This is a genomic window from Kitasatospora sp. NPDC092286 (genome assembly GCF_044755565.1).
GTDB lineage: Bacteria > Actinomycetota > Actinomycetes > Streptomycetales > Streptomycetaceae > Kitasatospora.
On record NZ_JBIVRD010000018.1, the window covers coordinates 39,054 to 57,758 of the forward strand.

Here is an 18,705-nt window from a genome sequence, read left to right on the forward strand (position 1 = left end):
AAATACAGTGTATCGACATGAGACATCGTATCGCTGTGGTCGGGAGCGGCCCTGCCGGCCTTGCCTTCGCCCGTGTCCTGCACCGCCATGACTACCCCGTCGCCGTCCTCGAACGCGATCCCGCCCCCGACGCCCGCCCCCCGGGCGGCACACTGGACCTGCACGAAGGGCTGGGCCAGCTCGCGCTGGACAAGGCGGGGCTGCTGGCGGAATTCCGGGCGCTGTCTCGTCCCGAGGGGCAGGCCATGCGCATCCTGGACCCGGACGGGACCGTCCTGCGCGACTGGCGACCCCGTTCAGATGACCGGGCCAATCCCGAGATCGACCGCGGGCAACTCCGTGACCTGCTGCTCGGCCCTCTCGACGTCCGGTGGGGGCGGGGCGTGACGCAGGTGGTGCCGGGGACCCGGGATGGCGTACTGGTCCATTTCGCGGACGGGCGCCAGGAGACGTTCGACCTCGTGGTCGGCGCGGACGGCGCCTGGTCCCGGATCCGCCCGGCAGTCTCGTCGGTGACGCCGCACTACACCGGCGTCACCTCGGTCGAGACCTCCCTCGACGACGTCGACACCCGCCACCCCGACCTCGCCCGGTTGATCGGCGACGGCTCCGTGGCTGTGTACGGCGTGAACCGAGCTCTCGTCGCCCAGCGCAACAGCGGCGGCCACGTCAAGGTGTACGCCCAGTTCCGCGCGCCGCTGGACTGGCACACGAACCTGGACCTGGCCGACGTCGAGGCCGTGCGATCGAGTCTGCTGGCTCTGTTCGACGGCTGGGCCGCTCCCGTCCTCGACCTCCTCCGCCACGGCACCGCTTTCGTCCACCGCCCCCTCTACGTCCTGCCCGTGTCCCACACCTGGACCCACGTCTCCGGGGTGACGCTACTGGGCGACGCCGCCCATCTGATGCCCCCGTTGGGGGCGGGCGCGAACCTCGCGATGCTGGAAGGCGCCGAACTCGCCGAGTCCATCGCCACCGGCCCTGGAGATCTGGACGAGGCCGTCCGTGCCTTCGAGGAACAGATGTGGGCACGGGCCGGCAGGTGGGCGAAGATCACGATGGCCGGGCTGGAACGCCTCGTGAGCCCGGACCCCGCCGAAGCCCTCGCCCTCTTCGACCAAGTCCAGCCATCCTGACCGCCAAGCGCGAGAGCACCAGCACTGACAGCTCGCCACGGCTTCACGGACCACCGGCGTGCACCCGATGCGGCCCCAGGTCCTGGCGCGCGGCGGTCTCATGGTCTGCCCGGCTTCGTCCTCGAAGACGAGCCAGGCTCCCCGAGCCGCCGCGGCGCTTTTACCCGGGGCCACACCTCCTTCTTCCACAACTCGACCGCCTGGTCGTCCCGTTCGATGGCCCGGCGGGTCGGCTGCTGCCAGGACCAGCCGTGGCGCTTGAGCAGTGCCCAGGTCCCCTCGACGGTATAGCCGACGTGGAACAGCCGGCCGATCAGCGTCTTCACCCGCGCGAGCGTCCACCGCTGGTCCTCCCAGCCATGGGCGAGCGGACCTCGCTCCAACTCGTGCTCCAGTCTGGCGATTTGCTTCTCGCCGAGCCTCGGGCGACCGGGTGAGCCCTTCGAGAGGACCCCGGCCTCGCCGCGCTCACGCCACTGCCGGCGCCATCTCTCCACCGACCGCTCGCTCACCCGCAGCGCGGTGGCGATCTCCCGGTTCTTCTCCCCGCCCTCGAAGCGTTCCATGGCCTGCAGCCGGATCCGCTCCCGCGCGGCCCTCTCGGTGTCGGTCAACCCGCCGCCCTGCGCGTATCTCACAGGCTCAGGGCTACCGGACCCACCCGACAGCTGTCAGGCGAACCGCCCCGACATCACGCTTTCAGGTTCAGTAGCGGTCCGACGAGGTCAGACCATGCGCCAGTCGAAGTACTGCGAGGGGCTGCCGTTGCAGTCCCAGAGCTGCAGCTTCGTCCCTGACGCGATGATCACATTGGTGACGTCCAGGCACATGTTCGTCCCCAGGTTGCGCAGCCTGTTGCCGGTGCCCTCGTGGACCCAGCGCTGCGCGACCGTGCCGTTGCAGCCGTAGGTCTGGATCTTGGTGCCCTTGGCCGCGATGCCGCCCGCCACGTCGAGGCACTGGCCCAGGGCACGGAGCTCGAACCCGTCCAGGGCGTCGTCGATGGGCACGCGCCGCCATGCCTGCGAGTTGGACCAGTTGCACCCGTACAACTGGACGGGGGTGCGGTCCTCGGTACGTCCGCCCTCGACGTCGAGGCACAGGTTGGTGCTCCCGACGTTCCAGCCGACCGCCCGGTTGGTGTCGTTGACGAACCGCTCGGCATCGCGGTTGCTGTAGCCGATCCAGTCCGTCGAGATCATGTTCGGCATCCGGCCGAGCGTCTTCGGCTCGCACGCCTTCACCGAGCGGTAGAAGTCGTCGTACGAACGCGCGGAGAAGTTGTTGTTGAAGAACAGCTTCTGGAACGCGCGGGCGTTGGTGTTGGCATGGCTGTTGGGGCCGTCACCATTGGCCCAGGTCGCCTTTCCCAGCTGGGTGGAGATCCCGTCGCCCTTGCGGTCGTTGCAGGCGCCGACGCCGTCGTCGTAGTGGTTCTGTACGGTCCACTCCTTCATGGGGAAGACGTTCAGATCCTGCTTGTCGTACCTCCCCGACAGCATCAGCAGGCGCTTGTTCGTGTTCACCATGTCCTCGACCCTGGGCCAGCCCTTGTTCCAGACGTCCCACGCGTTGGGGTTGAACGCCAGGTCCTGCAGGCCCGGCACCAGATCGAACTCCCGCTGGAGCTGAGCGGTGTCGGTGTAGTCCTCGAAGGTGAGGACGAAGATCTCGTGGGGATTGTTGCGGAGGAAGTCCACGATGGTCTGCATGTGCAGGAACAGCCGCTTGCCCCCGGTCAAGTCGGGGGCTCCGTGCTCGACCCACACCCCGTTGCCGGTACCCCAGATGTCGAGCTCCGTCGCCCGTACGTTCAGGCTGTTCAGCTGGTCGCGCAGGGAGTAGCTCTGGTTCTGCGCGAAGTTGACGCCGTCGGCGCTGTTGGAGAATCCGTTGTGGCTGCCCAGCAGAGTGATCTCGTCGAGATGGCGGTTGTTCCAGCCGTCCGGCGGAGCGGCCTGGGCGGGCGTGGGAGCCAGTACGGCCCCGAAGGCGAGCAGGAACGCCACCATCGCCCAGGCCACGGCCGGCAGCCCCTGCCGTCGGCCTCTTGCAATCGTCTGCATGTGATGCGACTCCTTGTCCCCCTCGTCCGCCCCGTTTCGCCGCGGGTGCGGCGTGGGCGGCAAGGACTCGAAGAGCATGCAAAGCGGAGATCAACGTTCATTAAACGGACGCATGCCGAGCCGCGCCGGACCCGGAGCTCCGGCCGTCAGCAGGGGCTGGAAGAAGCCGGATGCCTCCGGAGCGTGCCAGGTGGGCGCCTCGAAACCGGTCTCCGTGACGAACTCCGAGAGGCGGGACTGGGAGAGGGCCCAGTAGGTGGCGCGGCGGACGGACACCCGCCAGTCCTGGGCATCGGGTACCAGCTGGAAGCGCGGGACGAGTAGCGAACGCCGCCGGCGGACGGCGAGTTGGGCCCCGGACTGGCTGGCCCCGAAATGACGAAAAGGGCCCTCGGCCTCCCGCGAAGGGAGGCCGAGGGCCCTTTTCTCATTTGCCCACTCGTCGTGGACTCTCTCTCGAACCCGAGATGTACCCCTACACGGTGCGTCCTGGTCGAGCAGATTTCACCGAAGGTGCTGTTCAGCGGCCTGTTCTAGCAGGGCTCGTGCGGAGTCCGCGTAACGCATCGCGGTCTTCTCGTCGAGCCCGAGGACCTCGGCGAGGTGGAGCGGGTCGGGCCCGTGGGTCAGGGTCTCTTGTGCGACATCCCGTGAGTTCTCCTGAGTCCCGCTGAGGTCCCGAGGCCGTGGCCAGGGGCTCCTTCCTCCTTCGGGTGTTCTACCCGGAGGTGACGTAACTTCGGGATTCCTGAAGCGTTCTCAGCTCGTGCGACCGATCTGCGGTCCGGTCGAAGGCGAGGAGGCGCGGGTTGTCGGCGCTGGCGGTGGTGCGGGACCTGCGCGAGTACCGGGATCCGGTCTCGGCGGAGGAGCTGGAGCGGTTCGAGACGGACGTGTTGGCTGGGTTCGTGCTGGCGCGGGCCTCGGCGGGGCTGACGGATGGCACGATCCGCGGGGACGTCGGGCACCTGGAGCAGGTGAGGACGTGGTTCGGCCGCCCGTTGTGGGACATGGAGCCGGCCGACGCGGATACCTATTTCGGGCGGGTGCTGCGGGGCTCGCCCAGCGGCACCCGCCTGGCCCGCTCGCAGGCGCTGAGCACGTACTTCCTGTTCCTGGAGCTGCGGCACAAGGTCGAGATCCACCGGATGACGGGGCGTGTGGTCGAGTGCCCGATCGACGAGATGAACCGCCCGCGCGGCTCCAAGGACGCCCAGCTGCGGATCCCGCCGACCGCGCCGGAGGTCGGCCGGCTGTTCACCGGCTGGGGCGGCGATCTGGCGACCTGCCGCAAGTTCGCCCCGACCGCGAGGAACTACACCGCCGCGAAGCTGATGTCGCAGGTCGGACTGCGGGTGAGCGAGGCGTGCGGGCTCGACCTGGACGACATCAAGTGGCACCTGGGCCGGTTCGGCAAGCTCCATGTTCGCCTCGGCAAGGGCGCCCGCGGCTCGGGGCCGCGCGAGCGGATGGTGCCGCTGATCAACGGCGCGGACCGGACACTGCGGTGGTTCATCGAGGACGTCTGGGGCCAGTTCGACGACGACCACACCCGCCCCGGCGCCCCGCTGTTTCCCTCCGAGCGCAAGAACACCGACGGGTCGTCGCGCCGGGTCGGCGACGACGCCGTTCGGAACGGTCTTGCCGCAGCCGTTGAGGCTCATCTGCCAGGCTGGACCGAGAAGTTGACGCCACATGTCCTGCGGCACTTCTGCGCGTCCGAGCTCTACTCGGGCGGTCTGGACCTGGTTGCAATTCAGGAGGTTTTGGGACATTCCTGGATCGCCACGACGATGCGATACGTCCACGTCCAGCAGACCAGGGTGGAAGACGCTTGGGCCGCCGGGCAGCAGCGGGCCGCGAAGCGGCTGGAAGGACTGATGGGATGAAGTGGAACCTGCGGCTGACCGCCGCCAACAAGGGCATCTGGAAGGCGTCCGAGCTGCAGCGGAGCCTGGCCGAGCACGGGCTGGTCATCTCGGCCGGGAAGATGTCCGGCCTGTGGTCCGGCCAGCCGGTCTCCCTCAAGCTGGAGGACCTGGACGTCATCTGCGTCGTGCTCGGCTGCGAGATCGGCGACCTACTGATCCCCGAGCCGGCAAAGGTCTCCCGTCCCGGGCAGCAGGAGACCGGGCAAGTTACTGTCGCCGCGGCGGCGGGGCCGGCGGTGGTGCCCCGTCGCCGTGACGGGCGCTCGCTCCCCCCGATGTAATGGCCTACGTTCTGCCGGCCGGCAAGTGCAGGCCGCCGACCAGCTGCCCGGACTGCTTCGGCTGGGGCGTGCTGCCCGGCCGCGCGTGCAGTGCGTGCCAGAGCTTCCGCCGCACGGAGGAGCCCACCGAGTGCAGCGGCTGCCACCGGGTGGTGCGGCTGAAGAAGGGCTACTGCCGCCTGTGCTGGCACCAGGCGAGTCAGGACGCCAAAGGTCAAGTCACCGCGTTGCAACCGTACTTGGAGAAGGTACGGCATCACCAGCTGTTCCTGACCAACCTCCACCGCCCTCGGTGTCCGGGCCCTCCGCGCGGCAAGCGCCGGGGACGGCCGCGGCTTCCCGACCCGGCCCCGGCACGTCCGCCGGCCTGCGGCTGGGTCCAACCAGCTCTGTTCGAGGCCCGCCGCGACTTCACCCGCTTCGACCGCCGGGAACACGCACGGCTCGACAACCTCTGGCTGGCCTGGGCCCGGCATGCCGCCCACCGCCTGGGCGAGGCCCACGGCTGGCCCCGACGCGTCCGCCTGGACGTCGACCGGGCCCTGGTCATCGTGCTGTCCGGTCACACCGGCGGCGACGTCGTCCGGCACTCCGAGATGTTCCCGGCGCTGCGGTCTCGTGGACTCAGCGTCGAACGCACGGCGGAAGTGCTCGGCCTCATCGGCGTCTTCCTTGACGACCGGCCGTCCTCCTTCGACCGCTGGCTGGAGTCCAAGCTCGACGGCCTCGCGGCCGGCATCCGGCGGGATGTCCAGGACTGGGCCCGGCTCCTGCACGACGGCGGCCCGCGGTCCCAGCCACGGGACGTGGCAACCGTCTGGGGCTACCTCAACCGGCTGCGGCCGGTGCTTCTGGAGTGGTCGAACCGCTATGACCACCTGCGCGAGGTCACCCGCGACGACGTCCTCGCCCACCTGGCCACCGTCCACGGCTCGCAGCGCAGGCACACCCTGGTCGCCCTGCGGTCCCTGTTCGCCCGGGCGAAGAAGAGCGGCACGATCTTCAAGAACCCGACCAGCCGCATCCGGGTCGGTCAGCAGGAGAGCGGCGTCATCCAGCCCCTGGAATCCGAGGACGTCCGGTCCTCCGTCGCCGCGGTGACCCGCCCGGCCGACCGGTTGATCCTCGCGCTCGCGGCTATCCACGCCGCCCGGCCCGGTGCGATCCGTCGCCTCCAGCTCGACGACCTCGACATCGGCAACCGCCGACTCGTCATCGACGGCCGCGTCCGGCCCCTGGACGAGCTCACCCTGCAGGCCGCCCTCGCCTGGCTGGAGCACCGGCGACGACGCTGGCCCGACACCGCCAACCCGCACCTGCTGATCAACAAGCAGACCGCGTTGGAGACCGGCCCCATCAGCGGCGTCTCCGTCTCCGCCGCGCTTCGCGGCCAGACCGCCACCCTGGAACGGCTCCGTGTCGACCGCCAGCTCGAAGAAGCCCTCGTCCATGGCCCCGACCCGCTCCACCTCGCCGAGGTCTTCGGCCTGGCCGAGAAGACAGCCATCCGCTACGCGGAGTCGGCACGCATGCTCCTGGGTGAAGCTGCCGAGCAGTCAGCGCAGTGAAACCCGCTCGACCTGGCTACCTTCTTGAAGAGACCCTACGGGCATGGAGTTCTTCTGTTACCACCGCGACCGGCCCGGCTCCGTAGCGTTGCGCAACGAACTGCGGGAACAGCATTGGTCCTACATGGACCGGTACGCGAAGGAGCTGATCGCCCGGGGCCCGACCCTCACCAGTGACGGCGACGCTCCCACCGGCAGCGTGCACATCATCGACCTGCCTGATCCCGTCACTGCCCGCGCGTTCGCCTTCACCGAGCCGGGATACCAGGCCGGCGTCTACCGGGACGTGCTGCTGCGGCGGTGGAGCAACACGCTGGGGCGCACCATGTGGGACTTCCCCGGCGGCCGGACTGGTGGCAACCGGTACTTGGTGCTCGGCCTCGGCACAGGGCAGGCCGCTGACCTCGCCGTGCCGACCGACCGGGACGAGCTGATCGCCTACGGGCCGCTGTTGTCCGACGACGGCACCGCCTGGCTGGGCACGGCAGCGTTGCTCCGGGCGCCGGACCCGGATACCGCAGGAACCATCCTGACCCGGGACCGATACGCCGACATCGAGGTGCACAACTGGCAGTTCGGCGGGCGGCCGTCATAACCCGAGGATGTCCAGACCGACGTCACACCGGAAGCCCTTCGGATCGCTCCATCCTCGTGTTTCATCCGAACCCACGGGTCCGTCGGCCTGACGCACACCGGTGGACCCGTGGGTTCGCGCTGAAGGACCTTCGGTTTCCCTGAACCCACGGGGATCTCGGGGCATGACCCAGATACGCCGGAAACCCGCCAAGGGATGATCTTGCAGACCGGAGGACTCGCTACAGGGTGTTGCTCGCGAGGGCGGCGACGCGGTTCTCGTACTCGCGGCGCGCCTTGCGCTGAGCTGGGATCGCTGGGGCGCCCGGGGTGCCGTCGAGGGACTGGCAGCGGATGAGGAGCTGGGGTCCATGGCGGAGAACGCGCCGTCGTGGATGCGCAGCGCGACTTGGTCGCGGTGGAGGACGTCGAGCACGTCGAGGATGTGCCCGGTGCCGCGTACGAGGCGGAACATCTCGGAGATGTGCACGGTGTCGCCCGGCCGGGCGTAGGCGAGCAGTTCGCCGAACTTCGGCCGCTCAAGGGGGTGGAGGCGGCTGGAGGTGCCGGCCTGTTCCTCGAGGACGACCGGGTCTTCGATCCCGGCCTTCGGTTAGGACGAGGTTTTGCCGGTCGGTCGACTGCTGGTCCGTCGACACCCGTTTGTAGACCAGGTTGGCCATGCCGCTCCCCGCTCTCGGTGGTCGCATTCGACCCCAGCTGTCAGCAAACCCTGTCATCATCCGCCATCGGATCTGATTGGATCGGCGCCGCCGTCGGGTCCCGGAAAGTCTGGGTTCATTGGACGCCCGGCGCGCCAGTCGTCATTCGTTCGTTTGCCGACACCGGCCTTCAGGGGATGGAACACGCGTCGGGGCCTGCGTCGCCGTTGGGGCACGCGATCTTCTTCGTACGACTGCGGCGGGTTCTGCGGTGCTGTTAGCCTGCGGTCCATGATCAAGGGCGGTTTGGCAGGTCGAATAGGCCGGATGGCGGGGGGCAGTGGGCCGGAGCGCGTGCTGGTCGCCGCCAGTTTCGTCAACCGGGTCGGCAATGGTCTGTTCAACGCGGCGTCGGCGCTCTATTTCACCTTGGTCGTGGGCCTGCCTGCGGTGCAGGTCGGCGCCGCGCTCACCATCGCCGGAGTGATCGGCTTGTGCGCGGGGATACCTGGGGGTCATCTCGCCGACCGGCGCGGCGCACGCGTGATCATGATGCTGGCCCTCGCGGTCCAGGCGGTATCGATGGCGGCCCTCGTCCTCGTCGAGAGCTGGGCCGCGCTCACGATCATCGCGACGGTCGACCAGATCGCCGCGGCGGCCGGAGGGGCGGCGTGGGGGGCTCTGGTGGCCCGGGTCGGGGGTGAGCGACCGGCCATGTTCCGGGCGAAGCTGCGCACCTTCGTCAACCTGGGCGTCGTCCTGGGAACGGCGGGTGCCGGGCTGGCGCTGGCCGCGGACACCCGCGGCGCCTATGTCACGCTGATTCTCGGCAACGCGGCGAGCTTCGCCCTGTGTGCGGTGCTTCTGCTTCTGCTGCCCCGCTATCCGGTGCTGGCAGCGCCACCGCGGCAGCGGCGCTGGCTCGTCTTCGCGGACCGTCCGTTCCTGACGTTCACCGCCCTCTACGGGGCCATGGGACTGCAGTACCCGGTGGTCTCCCTGCTCCTGCCGATCTGGATCTCCGAGCACACCGAAACGCCGCGTTGGACGGTGGCCGCGCTGTTCGCAGTCAATTCCGCCTTCTGCGTACTGATGCAGACCAAGATCGGCTCCCGTATCGAGACCCCGTACGACGGCGGCAGGGCGTTTCGCACTGCGGGGCTGCTCTTCCTCGTCAGCTGTCCGATGATGGCGCTGGCGGCGTACGCCCCTGTCTGGGCGGCAGCAGGACTGGTCCTGGCGGCGATCTTCGTCCATAGCCTGGGAGAGGTCTGGGAGTCCTCGGCGTGCTTCGCCCTGGGTTTCGGTCTTGCCCCCGACCATGCCCAGGGCCAGTACCAAGGTGTCCTCGGCCTCGGCTTCAACGCGGGCCAGGCTCTTGCCCCTGCGATCCTCACCACGGTGGTGCTAGGCCTCGGTACGGCGGGCTGGCTGCTGCTGGCGTTGTTCTTCGCAATGCTGGGTGCTGCTGGCCCATCTCTTGCCCGCTGGGGTATGCGGACCCGGCCGCAGCCGGGCGTTGCTGCGGAAGCGACGAGATGACCAGGGAGTAGGTGCCAGGAGCCTTCCGCGTGGCATGGAACAGTGCGTGTGCATCGCGTGGCCGCTGGAGTAGCGACATGACATGGGTGATCAGGCCGCCTGACCGTAGCCGTCCGGCGCGGGCGGGGCGTCACCGCGCAGCGGGCTGAAGTCGACGTCCAGATGCGGGTCGTACGCCTCGGGCACGAGGCCGAGCTCATGGGTGGAGTACTCGCCGAAGCGGCGGACGTGCTCGTTCGCGGCCAGCGACAGCTCGTGCCCGCGCACGCCGGGGGTGTGCCGGGCAGCCTCGTAGGGGCCCATGTCGGTGCCCTTCACGAAGGTGGTGATCACGTACCGGCCGAAGGGGTCTTTGAGCTTCGGCTCGTTGCCCGAGGCGGGGCCGAAGCGACGCCACCACTCCACCCAGTACGCCGTGCGGGAGATGATCCCGAGCAGGGAGCGCTCCGGCATCCGGGCCTTGATCTCCTGCTCCAGGGCCTTCGCTGACTGCTTCAGCCTGTTGTACTTCGTGGTGCCGGAAGTGTCCTTCTCCGACAGCAGCGCCAGCAGTTGTTCCCGGTGGGCCTCGCTGAGCTGGTCGTAGACGCCCATGCAGATCGCGGCGTTCACCTCGGTGCGGACCTTCGCCGCGAGCGCGTCCAGCGTGGTGAAGCCCGGCAGCTCCAGCCCGGCCTCCACGACCTTCTCCAGCGCGATGTTGATCAGGTCCGCCGGGCGGTTCTTCGACACGGCCTCGCTCCGCATTACCGCCTCGGCGATCTTCCGGGCCTTCGTCTTGTCGTACGACAAGCCCGTCCGCTGACGTACGGCGGTTCGCTGCCGCTCCGCCGTACGGTTCGCGGCCTTCGGCACCGTGCCCTCTGGCAGGTCCACCGCGCGGCGGACGAAGTCGACCACCGTCTCCGGGATCTCGTCCAGCTTCGGGAAGCACCCCATGCGCTGGTACGACTTCAGCGCGAGCAGCTGGGCCAGGAGGTGCTCGTCGCAGTCGGTCCGGCCGGCAACCCACTCGACCTCGTCACGGCTCGGCGCGAAGAACAGATGCAGCTCATGCGCGGTGATCAGCCGCTTGAACCGCGGATACGCGGTCCTCTCGATCGAGGTCACAGCCCACCCCGCCCCTGAGGGAATCCAACATCACCACCAACGACACTGGGCTCGCACAATCGGACCTGCCAGGGACGTTGCGTTGGCAGTACATGGGATCACGGTGGCGACTGCGCCGGCCTGGCGCGGCTCCTTCACTCGTCGGGCGACTGAGCTGGGAAACGCCGCCGTCTCGCATCTGATGCGAAAAACTCGCGTCCAATGCGATCGACGGAGAGTGATGGCGATGGGTGAGGACGGCCTGGCACCGGGGTCTGCTCGCCTCCACCTGGTCGATGGCCTGCCGATGCTGCGGCCGGGCGAGCAGGTCTTCGAAGCGATGCTCCAGGGCTGGCGCAACCCGTGGGAAGGCCCACTACCCTGGGGCGATGCTGCTTCCCACCGTCCCGCGCATCCGCCTGCGGGCCGCCGTTCAGTCGGCTATCGACACGCCATTCGGCCCGCTGACCTTCACCACGGCCATTGGGAACACGGGCCTTCCGCTGCTGCCCGATGAGCTGTTCGAGCTGCCGGGCGGCCGCACGGTCGCCCGCTGGGTCCGTCCCGCGGCCCGCGTAGAGCTGCTGCTGACCCCGTACGATCCCGAGCTCGACCCCGAGACCTGGGGGCCGCTGACCGACTGCCGTGCGGCGGTCTGGCGGATCGACGTCTTTGCTCCGCTCGGCTGTGTGCAGTTCTCGGCGGGGCTGTCGGCGCGGCTTCCGGAGGGTGCCGACGCGGGGTACGACGGGGGGCAGGCACTGGCCGCGATCACGGTGGAGGACGAGAAGACCCGGCTCACCGTCGGGGGTGACGACGCGGAGGCGATCTGCTGGGCGGCCGACGCGGGCGAGGTGCCCCGACGATGGGCGGCGCTGATCGACGAGGTGCACAACCACTCGTTCAGCACGTGGGGCGTGGACTTCGGCCACAACGGCATGTCCTGGACGCTGCCCCCGCTGGAGGCCGGTGACCACTGTGAACTGCCGGTGATCGCTGCCTGGGCTCCGGTCACGGACGAGAGCGCGAACACTTGGTACGCCGTCATGGCATCGCCAACGGTGCTGCTGCGTCAGGTTGCTGCCGAGTCGGCACAGCGGGCCGACGCTCCAGAAGCCGGCTGATCACGATCTGAGCCGAAGACGGATCGACGCGACGGTGACCGCGCCGTGGAAGACGTAGGCGCGCTTGTCATAGCGCGTGGCCAGGCTCGGACGCCTGGCACGCAGACCAGTACGCCACCCGGCGCCCGGCCCAGCCCTTCCTGCGCTGGTGCATGGACAACGACACCATGCCCCGAGTCTTCACGGCGGCCGTCCCCTTGACCACCGCTCAGCTGATCGAGACCGCGGAGGAAGCGGATCGACTGAGCGTGCGTGAGGACCACGGCGTGTGGCAGCCCGTTTCGCAGGGCTTTGCCGAGGAGTGCCCGGACTTCCCCTGACAGCGAGGGCTTCCTTGGCGCCTTCTGACATGGCTGGGCGCCTTCGCACGTTGTCCGCGCCAGACAGCGATAGCCATGGCGATCGACGTCCGCCGAGCTCGCGTTGATCACTCAGCGCGAGCTCCATTCGGACTCGGCTGCGAACAGACGACGCCTGAACAAGCGAGCTCACCAGTCTCAACCCCCGGTTCCGTGGACCACCGCGGACGACGGCCACCGGGCCCGGAGCACGGGCACCCGGGTCACCCCGCCCGGCCCACGCCCGTCACCCGCGCGATGGCCCCGGACGCCGCTGTGCCGCGCGCGGGCGGCCGGGCCCGTGCGGTGGGGATCGGAAATTCGTTCGGACTTTCTGTTATCGGCGCGCCGCCGGGAGGTCTCCCAGGTGTCGGCACCCGTACCCGCCGACCCGAACAGGAAGCGTGCTCAGGTGAACAGCGAAGACAGGACGACGATTCTCCCGGCGGCCGGGCGCCCCGGTGGCCGGGCCGAGCGGCGCGCCGCCGCCGTGCGGCGGGGGCGTGGGCGGCGGGCCCGTCGGCGGAGCGGGGTCGGTCCGGTGGTGGCCGTGATCGCCGCCGTGGCCGGTACCGGGGTGATCGCCGCGCTCGCCGGCGCCGGGTACGCGGCGTACGACGGGGCGGACGGCGACCGGGACGACCGGCGTGTGGTGGCGCTCGACCCGCAGATCGCGGCGGAGGCGGGGAACCACGACGGCGTCCAGGTGCCCGGCGCGGGCGGCGTCGACTCCGCTCTCCTCGCCGGCCCGGCCGGCTCCCCGTCCGCCGCCGACCCGGCGCAGGCCGCGTCCGCGTCCCCTGCGACCACCGGCCCCGCGACCACCGGCCCCGTGGCCCCTACCGGCGTGACTCCGCCGTCCACCCCTGCCGCGCCGGCCGTGCCGACCCCGTCCGCGTCCGTCAAGCCCGGCCCGGGCGCCACCGCCAGGCCGACCGCGGACACCGCGGCCACCGGGGCCGCCTCCGCCGCGGCGACGTCCGCCGCCCCGAAGAACGCCGGGGCGCCCGCGAGCGGTACCTCGGCGCAGTTCGCCCAGCAGGTGGTGGACCTGGTCAACGCCCAGCGCGCCCAGCAGGGTTGCGGTCCGCTCACCGCCGAACCCCGGCTGGCCGCGGCCGCGCAGGGGCACAGCGAGGACATGGCGGCGCGTAACTTCTTCGACCACGCCAGCCCCGAGGGCTACCACGCGGACCACCGGATAGACGCGACCGGTTACCGCTGGAGCACCTGGGGCGAGAACATAGCGCGCGGTCAGAAGGACCCGGCCGCCGTGATGGAGTCCTGGATGAACAGCCCGGGCCACCGCGCCAACATCCTCAACTGCGCGTTCAAGCAGATCGGCGTCGGCGTGCGGACCGGCTCCGGCGGCCCCTGGTGGACGCAGGTCTTCGCGGCTCCGTCCTGACCGGCCGGCCTCACGCGCGCGCCCGCTCCAGTGCACCGTGCAGGGTCCCCGTTTTCCGAATCCGCGCAAATTGTTGTTATCTGATCACTCCCCAGAGGTCTCCGAGGAGGCAGCGGCGGACGGAAGAACGGCAAGACGGAGTGCGGACCCATGAACGTTGACGTGCAGAACAGGACCGGGACGACCCTGGTGCTCGCGGCCCAGGCGGGCGACCCGCAGGCCCGGGAGGCGCTGGTCGCCACCTGGCTGCCGTTGGTCTACAACGTCGCCGGGCGCGCGCTGAACGGCCACGCCGACGTCGACGACATCGCGCAGGAGACCATGATCCGCGCGCTGGACGGCCTGGACGGGCTGCGCGACCCGGAGTCCTTCCGGTCCTGGCTGGTCGCGATCACCATGAACCAGGTCCGCCGCCGGTCCGCGAGCCAGCAGCAGACGGCCGTCGGCGGCCTTGACGAGACCTGGGAACTGCCCGACCCCGAAGGCGACTTCACCGACCTCACCATCCTGCGCCTGGGCCTGTCCGGCCAGCGCAGGGAGGTCGCCGAGGCCACCCGCTGGCTGGACCCGGACGACCGCGAACTGCTCGCCCTGTGGTGGCTGGAGGCCTGCGGCGAACTCACCCGCGCCGAACTCACCGAGGCGCTCGACCTGACGCCGCAGCACACGGCCGTCCGGATCCAGCGGATGAAGAAGCAACTGGAGGCGGGGCGCCTGGTGGTCCGGGCGCTCACCGCCTACCCGCGCTGCCCGGAGCTGGCCGACCTCACCGCGGGCTGGGACGGCGCCCCGGGTTCGGTGTGGCGCAAGCGCATCGTCCGGCACATCCGGGCCTGCCCCGCCTGCGACCGGCTGGGGCGCGACCTCTTCCCGGCCGAGGGGCTGCTGGCCGGCCTGGTCCTGGTGCCCTTCCCGTCGGGTTCGCCGACCGCCCTTCCGGTGCAGCCCACCGCGGCCGCGGGCCTGGCCGACCCGAGCGGGGGGCCCGGTGGCCGGGGCGGTCCCACCCGGCGGAGGGCGGCGGTCGCGGGCGGCGCGGCCGCGGTGCTGGCGGTGGCGACCCTCGCGCTGGTCTGGCCGCACCACGCCGCCCCCGAGTCGCCCGCGACCGAACCGACCACCCCGGCGGGCGCACCGGACACACCGGTGGCGGCGATACCGACCCCGCCCACGACGACGCCCCCGACCCCGCCGACGACGGCCGAGCCGGTGACGGCCCCGGCCGCTCCGCTGCCCACCCGGGCGCCCGAGCCCGCGCCGACGACGCCAACGCCCGTCAGTGCCAGGCCGACCGCCCCGCCGAGCCCGGAGCGCCAGCTCGTCGACCTGGTCAACGCCGAGCGCGCCAGGGCCGGTTGCGGCCCGCTGCGGATCGACCCCAAGCTGCACGCGGCCGCCCAGAAGCACGCCGAGGACATGGTGACCCGCGCCTTCTTCGACCACGTCAACCCGGACGGCGCGCGGGCGGACGCGCGGCTCGCCGCCGCCGGTTACCGCTGGTCCCAGTGGGGCGAGAACCTCGACCGGGGACCGGGATCGGCCGCCGCCGTCTTCTCCCGCTGGATGGACGGCGGAATTCACCAGTCCAACATGCTGGACTGCGGCTTCAAGGACGTCGGCGTCGGCGTCGCGACCGGCCCCGGTGGCCCCTACTGGACCCAGGACCTCGGTACCGCGCTCGGCTGAGGGTGCGGCCGGACCTGCCGCGCGGGGGCCGGCGTCAGGCGGGAATCAGCCGGATCAGACCGGGTGCCTGCCCGGTCACATAGCCCGTCCCCTCGCCGACCACACCGCCGGCGTCCCCGACCGGGCCCTGGAGGCCGTCCGGCACCGCGTCGAGCGCTCCGCCGTGCTGGAGCGGGCCGGTCAGATTCCCCTGGCCGCCGATCGCGCTGGCGTGTGCGCTGGGAGCGGTCAGGGAGGCCACGACGCCCACGGCGAGCGAGGCGACGGCGAGCATGCTGCGCTTCTTCATGCCCCGCCCAACGATGCTCCGCCACCCGGGTTACGGGTGCCGGCGGGAGTCCACTCGTTCTTGTCCGGCCACCCCGGCGCGAGCGGCCCGCGGGCACCTTTCCGGTGGCGCGGAGCACAGGACGGCGGTGGGATGGGGAAGGGTCGGAGATTAAACCCGACAAAACAGCACATTGACTGACCAAATCGAGGCAACCGCGACAAGAAGGGCACCTGATGTACGCAGCCGAGCTCACGCCAGCCGTCCTCGCCGAGCTGCGCCGCCCCCGGCGCTACCCGGCCGTCTCCGTTCTGCTGCCCACCCACCGCAGCGAGCCGGACAACGCCCAGGACCCGGTGCGCCTGCGCAATCTGATCGCCGAGGCGAAGAACCGGCTGCACGCCGACGAGGCGGTCTCCCGGGCCGACCGGATCGACGTGGTCGAGCAGTTGGACCGGGCCCTGACCGAGGTCGACCTGGTGCACGCCGAGGACGGCCTGGTGATCTTCGCAGCGCCCGGTGAGCACCAGGTGTGGTCGCTGCCGCGCACCGTGCCCGCCCGCGTGGTGCTCTCCGAGACCTTCCTGACCCGCAACCTGGTCTCCGCCTACACGGCCGGCGCCCCGTACTGGGTGCTGACCGTCGCCGCCGACCGGGTCGCCCTGTTCAGCGGGGCCGGGCCGCGGCTGGTCGAGCACGCCGCGGACGGCTTCCCGCTGGACCAGGTCCCGCCGGACTGGGACGTGGAGCGGAAGGAGCGGATCGGCGACGTGCCCAGCACCTTCCGCGACGAGGAGACCCGCCGGTTCCTGCGTGAGGCCGACACGGCGCTCGCCACCCTGCTGGAGGCCGACCCGCGCCCGCTGTACGTGCTCGGCGAGGCCGCCGCGCTCGCCCTGCTGGACGAGGTGGGCGCCGCCGCCAAGCGCGCCGCCGCCCAGGTGCCCAGGGGCGGCCTCGGCCACGCCCAGCCCGCCGCCGTCGCCGAGGCCGTCCGGGCCACCGTCGCCCAGCAGGAGCAGAAGGCCGTCGCCGAACTGCACAAGCGCCTCGACCAGGCCCAGAGCGACAAGGGACTCGCCGCCGGGATCGACGAGGTCTGGCAGAGCGTCGCCGAGGGCCGGGCCGCCGTGGTGGCGGTCGAGGAGGACTACTGGGAGCCGGTCAGGGTGACCGACAACCACCTGGTGCCCGCCCCCGCCGGCGAGCCCGACGTCCGCGAGGACATGGTCGACGAGATCGTCGAACGGGCGCTGGACACGGGGGCCAAGGTCCTCTTCGTCCCCGCCGACGAACTCGCCGGCCGAGGCCGGATCGCCGCCGCCCTGCGGTACTGACCGACGCCCCGCCCGCCCCGCCCGTCGGCCCCGGCCTTGCCAGACCGGGGCCGACGGCATGTCCGCCGTCGTGGGGCCGGGGTCGGTGTGGCCGGCGCCGGTGCCGCTGACCGTCGGTGATTGCGGTGGACCGGCTGCCGGGCGTGCGCGGCGACGCTAGGGTGCTGCACGGATCGGGGCGTGGAGAGGGTGGGGGCGGCATGCGATTCCTGTTCGTGCACGGCACCGGGGTACGGCGCGAGGGGTACGACCCGCTGTTCGAGCTGGTCGCCCGCGAGCTGGGTGCCCGGTTCCCGGACGCCGGGGTGGAGCCCTGCTACTGGGGGGACGAGTACGGCGCGACGCTGAGCGCGGGCGGCGCCTCGATCCCGGGCTTCGTCGGCCTGTCCGGCGGCGGCCGGCCGGAGCCCGTCGAGCCCGCGGGGCTGGTCGGCCGGGCGGACGGCGGCTGGACGCTGCTGTTCGTCGATCCGCTCTGCGAGCTGCGTGTCCTGGCCGAACCGCCCGGCGAGGACGACGGGTTCGGCGCGCCCGGCACCCGGACGCCCGGGCAGGCCGTCGGCGAGCACCTGGCCGCGCTCGCCGCCGACACCGTCGATGCCGACGCCGTTTCCGCCGCCGCCGACCAGCTGACCGCCGTCCTGGCCGCCACCGGTCTGGCCCGGCACCTCCCCGGCGCCCTCCAACGGCTCGCCGCCGCCGAGGAGTTCACCGGGGCCTGCGAACAGGCCGCCGACCCGGCGGCGGCCGCCGAACTCACCGCCGTCACCGCCCGCGCGCTCACGGCCGAACTGCTCACCGCCGCCGGCTCCGAGGCGCTCTGCACCGCCGAGGAGCGCGACCGGCTGGTCGAACTCCTCGCCGACCGCCTCGGCGGCGCCGCCCGCGGACCGCTCGGCCGGACGGCGGGCGTCCTCGGCAAGCTCGGGATGCGCCTCGGCGGCCAGCGGCTGCTGGACCGTCATCGCGGCGCCCTGACCGTCGGCGCCACCCCCGCGCTCGGCGACATCCTGCGCTACCAGGCGCGCGGCGGCCCGCTGCGCGCCTACCTGGCGGAGCGGATCGCCGCCGCCCCGGGCCCGACCGTCGTCATCGGGCACAGCCTCGGCGGCATCGCCCTGGTGGACTCGCTGGCCCTCGCCGCCGCCCGCCGGGAGGCACCGGAGGGGCTGCGCCTGCTGGTCACCGTCGGCTCGCAGGCCCCCTTCCTGCACGAACTCGGCGCGCTCAACGGCCTTGAGCCCGGCGCCGCCCTGCCGCCCGGCTTCCCCGCCTGGCTGAACGTCTACGACCCCGCGGACCTCCTCGGCTACCGGGCCGCCCCGGTCTTCCCCGGCGATGCCAGGGTCACCGACCACGAGGTGACCAGTCGGCAGCCGTTCCCGTACTGCCACAGCGCCTACTTCAAGCTCCCCGCCCTGTACGACCGGATCGCCGCCGCCGTGGCCGGCGCCGCTTCCTGAGCCGGGGTCGCTCCGTCGGCCGGCACGTCGCCTGACACGTCGTCCGCCGGAGTCGCCGGGTGACCCTCGCCGCCGACGTCCCTCGTCCGCTGCCCGACCGGGTGTTCGCCGTCGGCACCGAGGCGTGCCGGGCGGGCTCCGAGCCCCCTTACCGACCCGCTCACGAGCGGCAGCACCGGCCCCGGCGAGGGCATGACGGGGTGGGGCATGGCGGTACCGCCTCGGTGAGGAGC

At 71.3% G+C, this 18,705-nt stretch carries 18 protein-coding genes; 12 read left to right on the forward strand and 6 right to left on the reverse strand.

The window, feature by feature from the left end:
• Nucleotides 1-17 precede the first annotated feature (17 nt).
• Nucleotides 18-1,136, forward strand: a complete 1,119-nt coding sequence (locus ACIQIB_RS19890; protein ID WP_363612752.1) for an NAD(P)/FAD-dependent oxidoreductase — start codon at nucleotides 18-20, stop codon at nucleotides 1,134-1,136.
• A 98-nt stretch (nucleotides 1,137-1,234) separates the two neighbouring features.
• On the opposite strand, the gene ACIQIB_RS19895 is transcribed toward ACIQIB_RS19890, so the two are convergent.
• The 3 genes from ACIQIB_RS19895 to ACIQIB_RS19905 all read right to left on the reverse strand — a co-directional run bounded on the left by ACIQIB_RS19895 (nucleotide 1,235) and on the right by ACIQIB_RS19905 (nucleotide 3,478).
• The gene (locus tag ACIQIB_RS19895) at nucleotides 1,235-1,774 is read right to left on the reverse strand and encodes a winged helix-turn-helix domain-containing protein (protein WP_400652812.1); all 540 of its coding nucleotides are present in this window, start codon (nucleotides 1,772-1,774) and stop codon (nucleotides 1,235-1,237) included.
• 87 nt (nucleotides 1,775-1,861) lie between these two features.
• Nucleotides 1,862-3,202 carry an RICIN domain-containing protein gene (locus ACIQIB_RS19900; RefSeq protein WP_400759347.1) on the reverse strand — a complete coding sequence of 447 codons (1,341 nt, stop codon included), beginning with the start codon at nucleotides 3,200-3,202 and terminating at the stop codon, nucleotides 1,862-1,864.
• 90 nt (nucleotides 3,203-3,292) lie between these two features.
• Nucleotides 3,293-3,478 carry a hypothetical protein gene (locus ACIQIB_RS19905; protein WP_400759348.1) on the reverse strand — a complete coding sequence of 62 codons (186 nt, stop codon included), beginning with the start codon at nucleotides 3,476-3,478 and terminating at the stop codon, nucleotides 3,293-3,295.
• 533 nt (nucleotides 3,479-4,011) lie between these two features.
• Between ACIQIB_RS19905 and ACIQIB_RS19910 the strand changes: the two genes are divergently transcribed.
• The 4 genes from ACIQIB_RS19910 to ACIQIB_RS19925 are packed head-to-tail and all read left to right on the forward strand — an operon-like array spanning nucleotide 4,012 to nucleotide 7,577.
• Nucleotides 4,012-5,091 carry a tyrosine-type recombinase/integrase gene (locus ACIQIB_RS19910; RefSeq protein ID WP_400759351.1) on the forward strand — a complete coding sequence of 360 codons (1,080 nt, stop codon included), beginning with the start codon at nucleotides 4,012-4,014 and terminating at the stop codon, nucleotides 5,089-5,091.
• Nucleotides 5,088-5,414, forward strand: coding sequence for a helix-turn-helix domain-containing protein (locus ACIQIB_RS19915; RefSeq protein ID WP_400759354.1), 327 nt, complete (start codon nucleotides 5,088-5,090; stop codon nucleotides 5,412-5,414). Before ACIQIB_RS19910 ends, ACIQIB_RS19915 begins: the two co-directional genes overlap by 4 nt.
• Nucleotides 5,414-6,982, forward strand: a complete 1,569-nt coding sequence (locus tag ACIQIB_RS19920) for a hypothetical protein (protein WP_400759357.1) — start codon at nucleotides 5,414-5,416, stop codon at nucleotides 6,980-6,982. The genes ACIQIB_RS19915 and ACIQIB_RS19920 overlap by 1 nt, the downstream gene beginning before the upstream one ends.
• A 43-nt stretch (nucleotides 6,983-7,025) precedes the next feature.
• Nucleotides 7,026-7,577: a YciI family protein gene (locus tag ACIQIB_RS19925; RefSeq protein WP_400759359.1), complete on the forward strand. Its 552-nt coding sequence runs from the start codon at nucleotides 7,026-7,028 to the stop codon at nucleotides 7,575-7,577.
• Here ACIQIB_RS19925 and ACIQIB_RS19930 read toward each other — a convergent pair.
• On the reverse strand, nucleotides 7,572-8,156 hold the full coding sequence (locus tag ACIQIB_RS19930; protein WP_400759483.1) for a recombinase family protein: 585 nt from the start codon (nucleotides 8,154-8,156) through the stop codon (nucleotides 7,572-7,574). The two genes, ACIQIB_RS19925 and ACIQIB_RS19930, sit on opposite strands and share 6 nt — an antisense overlap.
• 352 nt (nucleotides 8,157-8,508) lie before the next feature.
• On the opposite strand from ACIQIB_RS19930, the gene ACIQIB_RS19935 reads away from it, so the two are divergent.
• Entirely contained in the window at nucleotides 8,509-9,759 is a 1,251-nt protein-coding gene (locus ACIQIB_RS19935) for an MFS transporter (RefSeq protein ID WP_400652813.1), read from the forward strand.
• Nucleotides 9,760-9,849: 90 nt separating this feature from the next.
• On the opposite strand, the gene ACIQIB_RS19940 is transcribed toward ACIQIB_RS19935, so the two are convergent.
• Nucleotides 9,850-10,869, reverse strand: coding sequence for a DUF4158 domain-containing protein (locus ACIQIB_RS19940; RefSeq protein WP_400759361.1), 1,020 nt, complete (start codon nucleotides 10,867-10,869; stop codon nucleotides 9,850-9,852).
• 368 nt (nucleotides 10,870-11,237) lie between these two features.
• Here ACIQIB_RS19940 and ACIQIB_RS19945 point away from each other — a divergent pair, with 368 nt between their 5' ends.
• The 4 genes from ACIQIB_RS19945 to ACIQIB_RS19960 all read left to right on the forward strand — a co-directional run bounded on the left by ACIQIB_RS19945 (nucleotide 11,238) and on the right by ACIQIB_RS19960 (nucleotide 15,404).
• Entirely contained in the window at nucleotides 11,238-11,972 is a 735-nt protein-coding gene (locus ACIQIB_RS19945) for a hypothetical protein (RefSeq protein WP_400759363.1), read from the forward strand.
• A 152-nt stretch (nucleotides 11,973-12,124) separates the two neighbouring features.
• A complete protein-coding gene (locus tag ACIQIB_RS19950; RefSeq protein ID WP_400759365.1) occupies nucleotides 12,125-12,292 on the forward strand; it encodes a hypothetical protein in 168 nt (55 codons plus the stop codon).
• A gap of 430 nt (nucleotides 12,293-12,722) precedes the next feature.
• On the forward strand, nucleotides 12,723-13,718 hold the full coding sequence (locus tag ACIQIB_RS19955) for a CAP domain-containing protein (RefSeq protein ID WP_400759367.1): 996 nt from the start codon (nucleotides 12,723-12,725) through the stop codon (nucleotides 13,716-13,718).
• 150 nt (nucleotides 13,719-13,868) lie between these two features.
• Nucleotides 13,869-15,404 (forward strand): sigma-70 family RNA polymerase sigma factor, encoded by a 1,536-nt coding sequence (locus ACIQIB_RS19960; protein ID WP_400759370.1) that lies wholly within the window; start codon nucleotides 13,869-13,871, stop codon nucleotides 15,402-15,404.
• A gap of 34 nt (nucleotides 15,405-15,438) precedes the next feature.
• Here ACIQIB_RS19960 and ACIQIB_RS19965 read toward each other — a convergent pair whose 3' ends face one another.
• Nucleotides 15,439-15,693 (reverse strand): hypothetical protein, encoded by a 255-nt coding sequence (locus ACIQIB_RS19965; RefSeq protein WP_363614401.1) that lies wholly within the window; start codon nucleotides 15,691-15,693, stop codon nucleotides 15,439-15,441.
• A 215-nt stretch (nucleotides 15,694-15,908) separates the two neighbouring features.
• Here ACIQIB_RS19965 and ACIQIB_RS19970 point away from each other — a divergent pair, with 215 nt between their 5' ends.
• Together ACIQIB_RS19970 and ACIQIB_RS19975 are read left to right on the forward strand one after the other, a co-directional pair.
• Nucleotides 15,909-17,009 carry a chemotaxis protein gene (locus ACIQIB_RS19970; RefSeq protein WP_363614399.1) on the forward strand — a complete coding sequence of 367 codons (1,101 nt, stop codon included), beginning with the start codon at nucleotides 15,909-15,911 and terminating at the stop codon, nucleotides 17,007-17,009.
• 200 nt (nucleotides 17,010-17,209) lie between these two features.
• Nucleotides 17,210-18,472 carry a hypothetical protein gene (locus tag ACIQIB_RS19975; RefSeq protein WP_400759373.1) on the forward strand — a complete coding sequence of 421 codons (1,263 nt, stop codon included), beginning with the start codon at nucleotides 17,210-17,212 and terminating at the stop codon, nucleotides 18,470-18,472.
• Nucleotides 18,473-18,705: the final 233 nt, after the last annotated feature.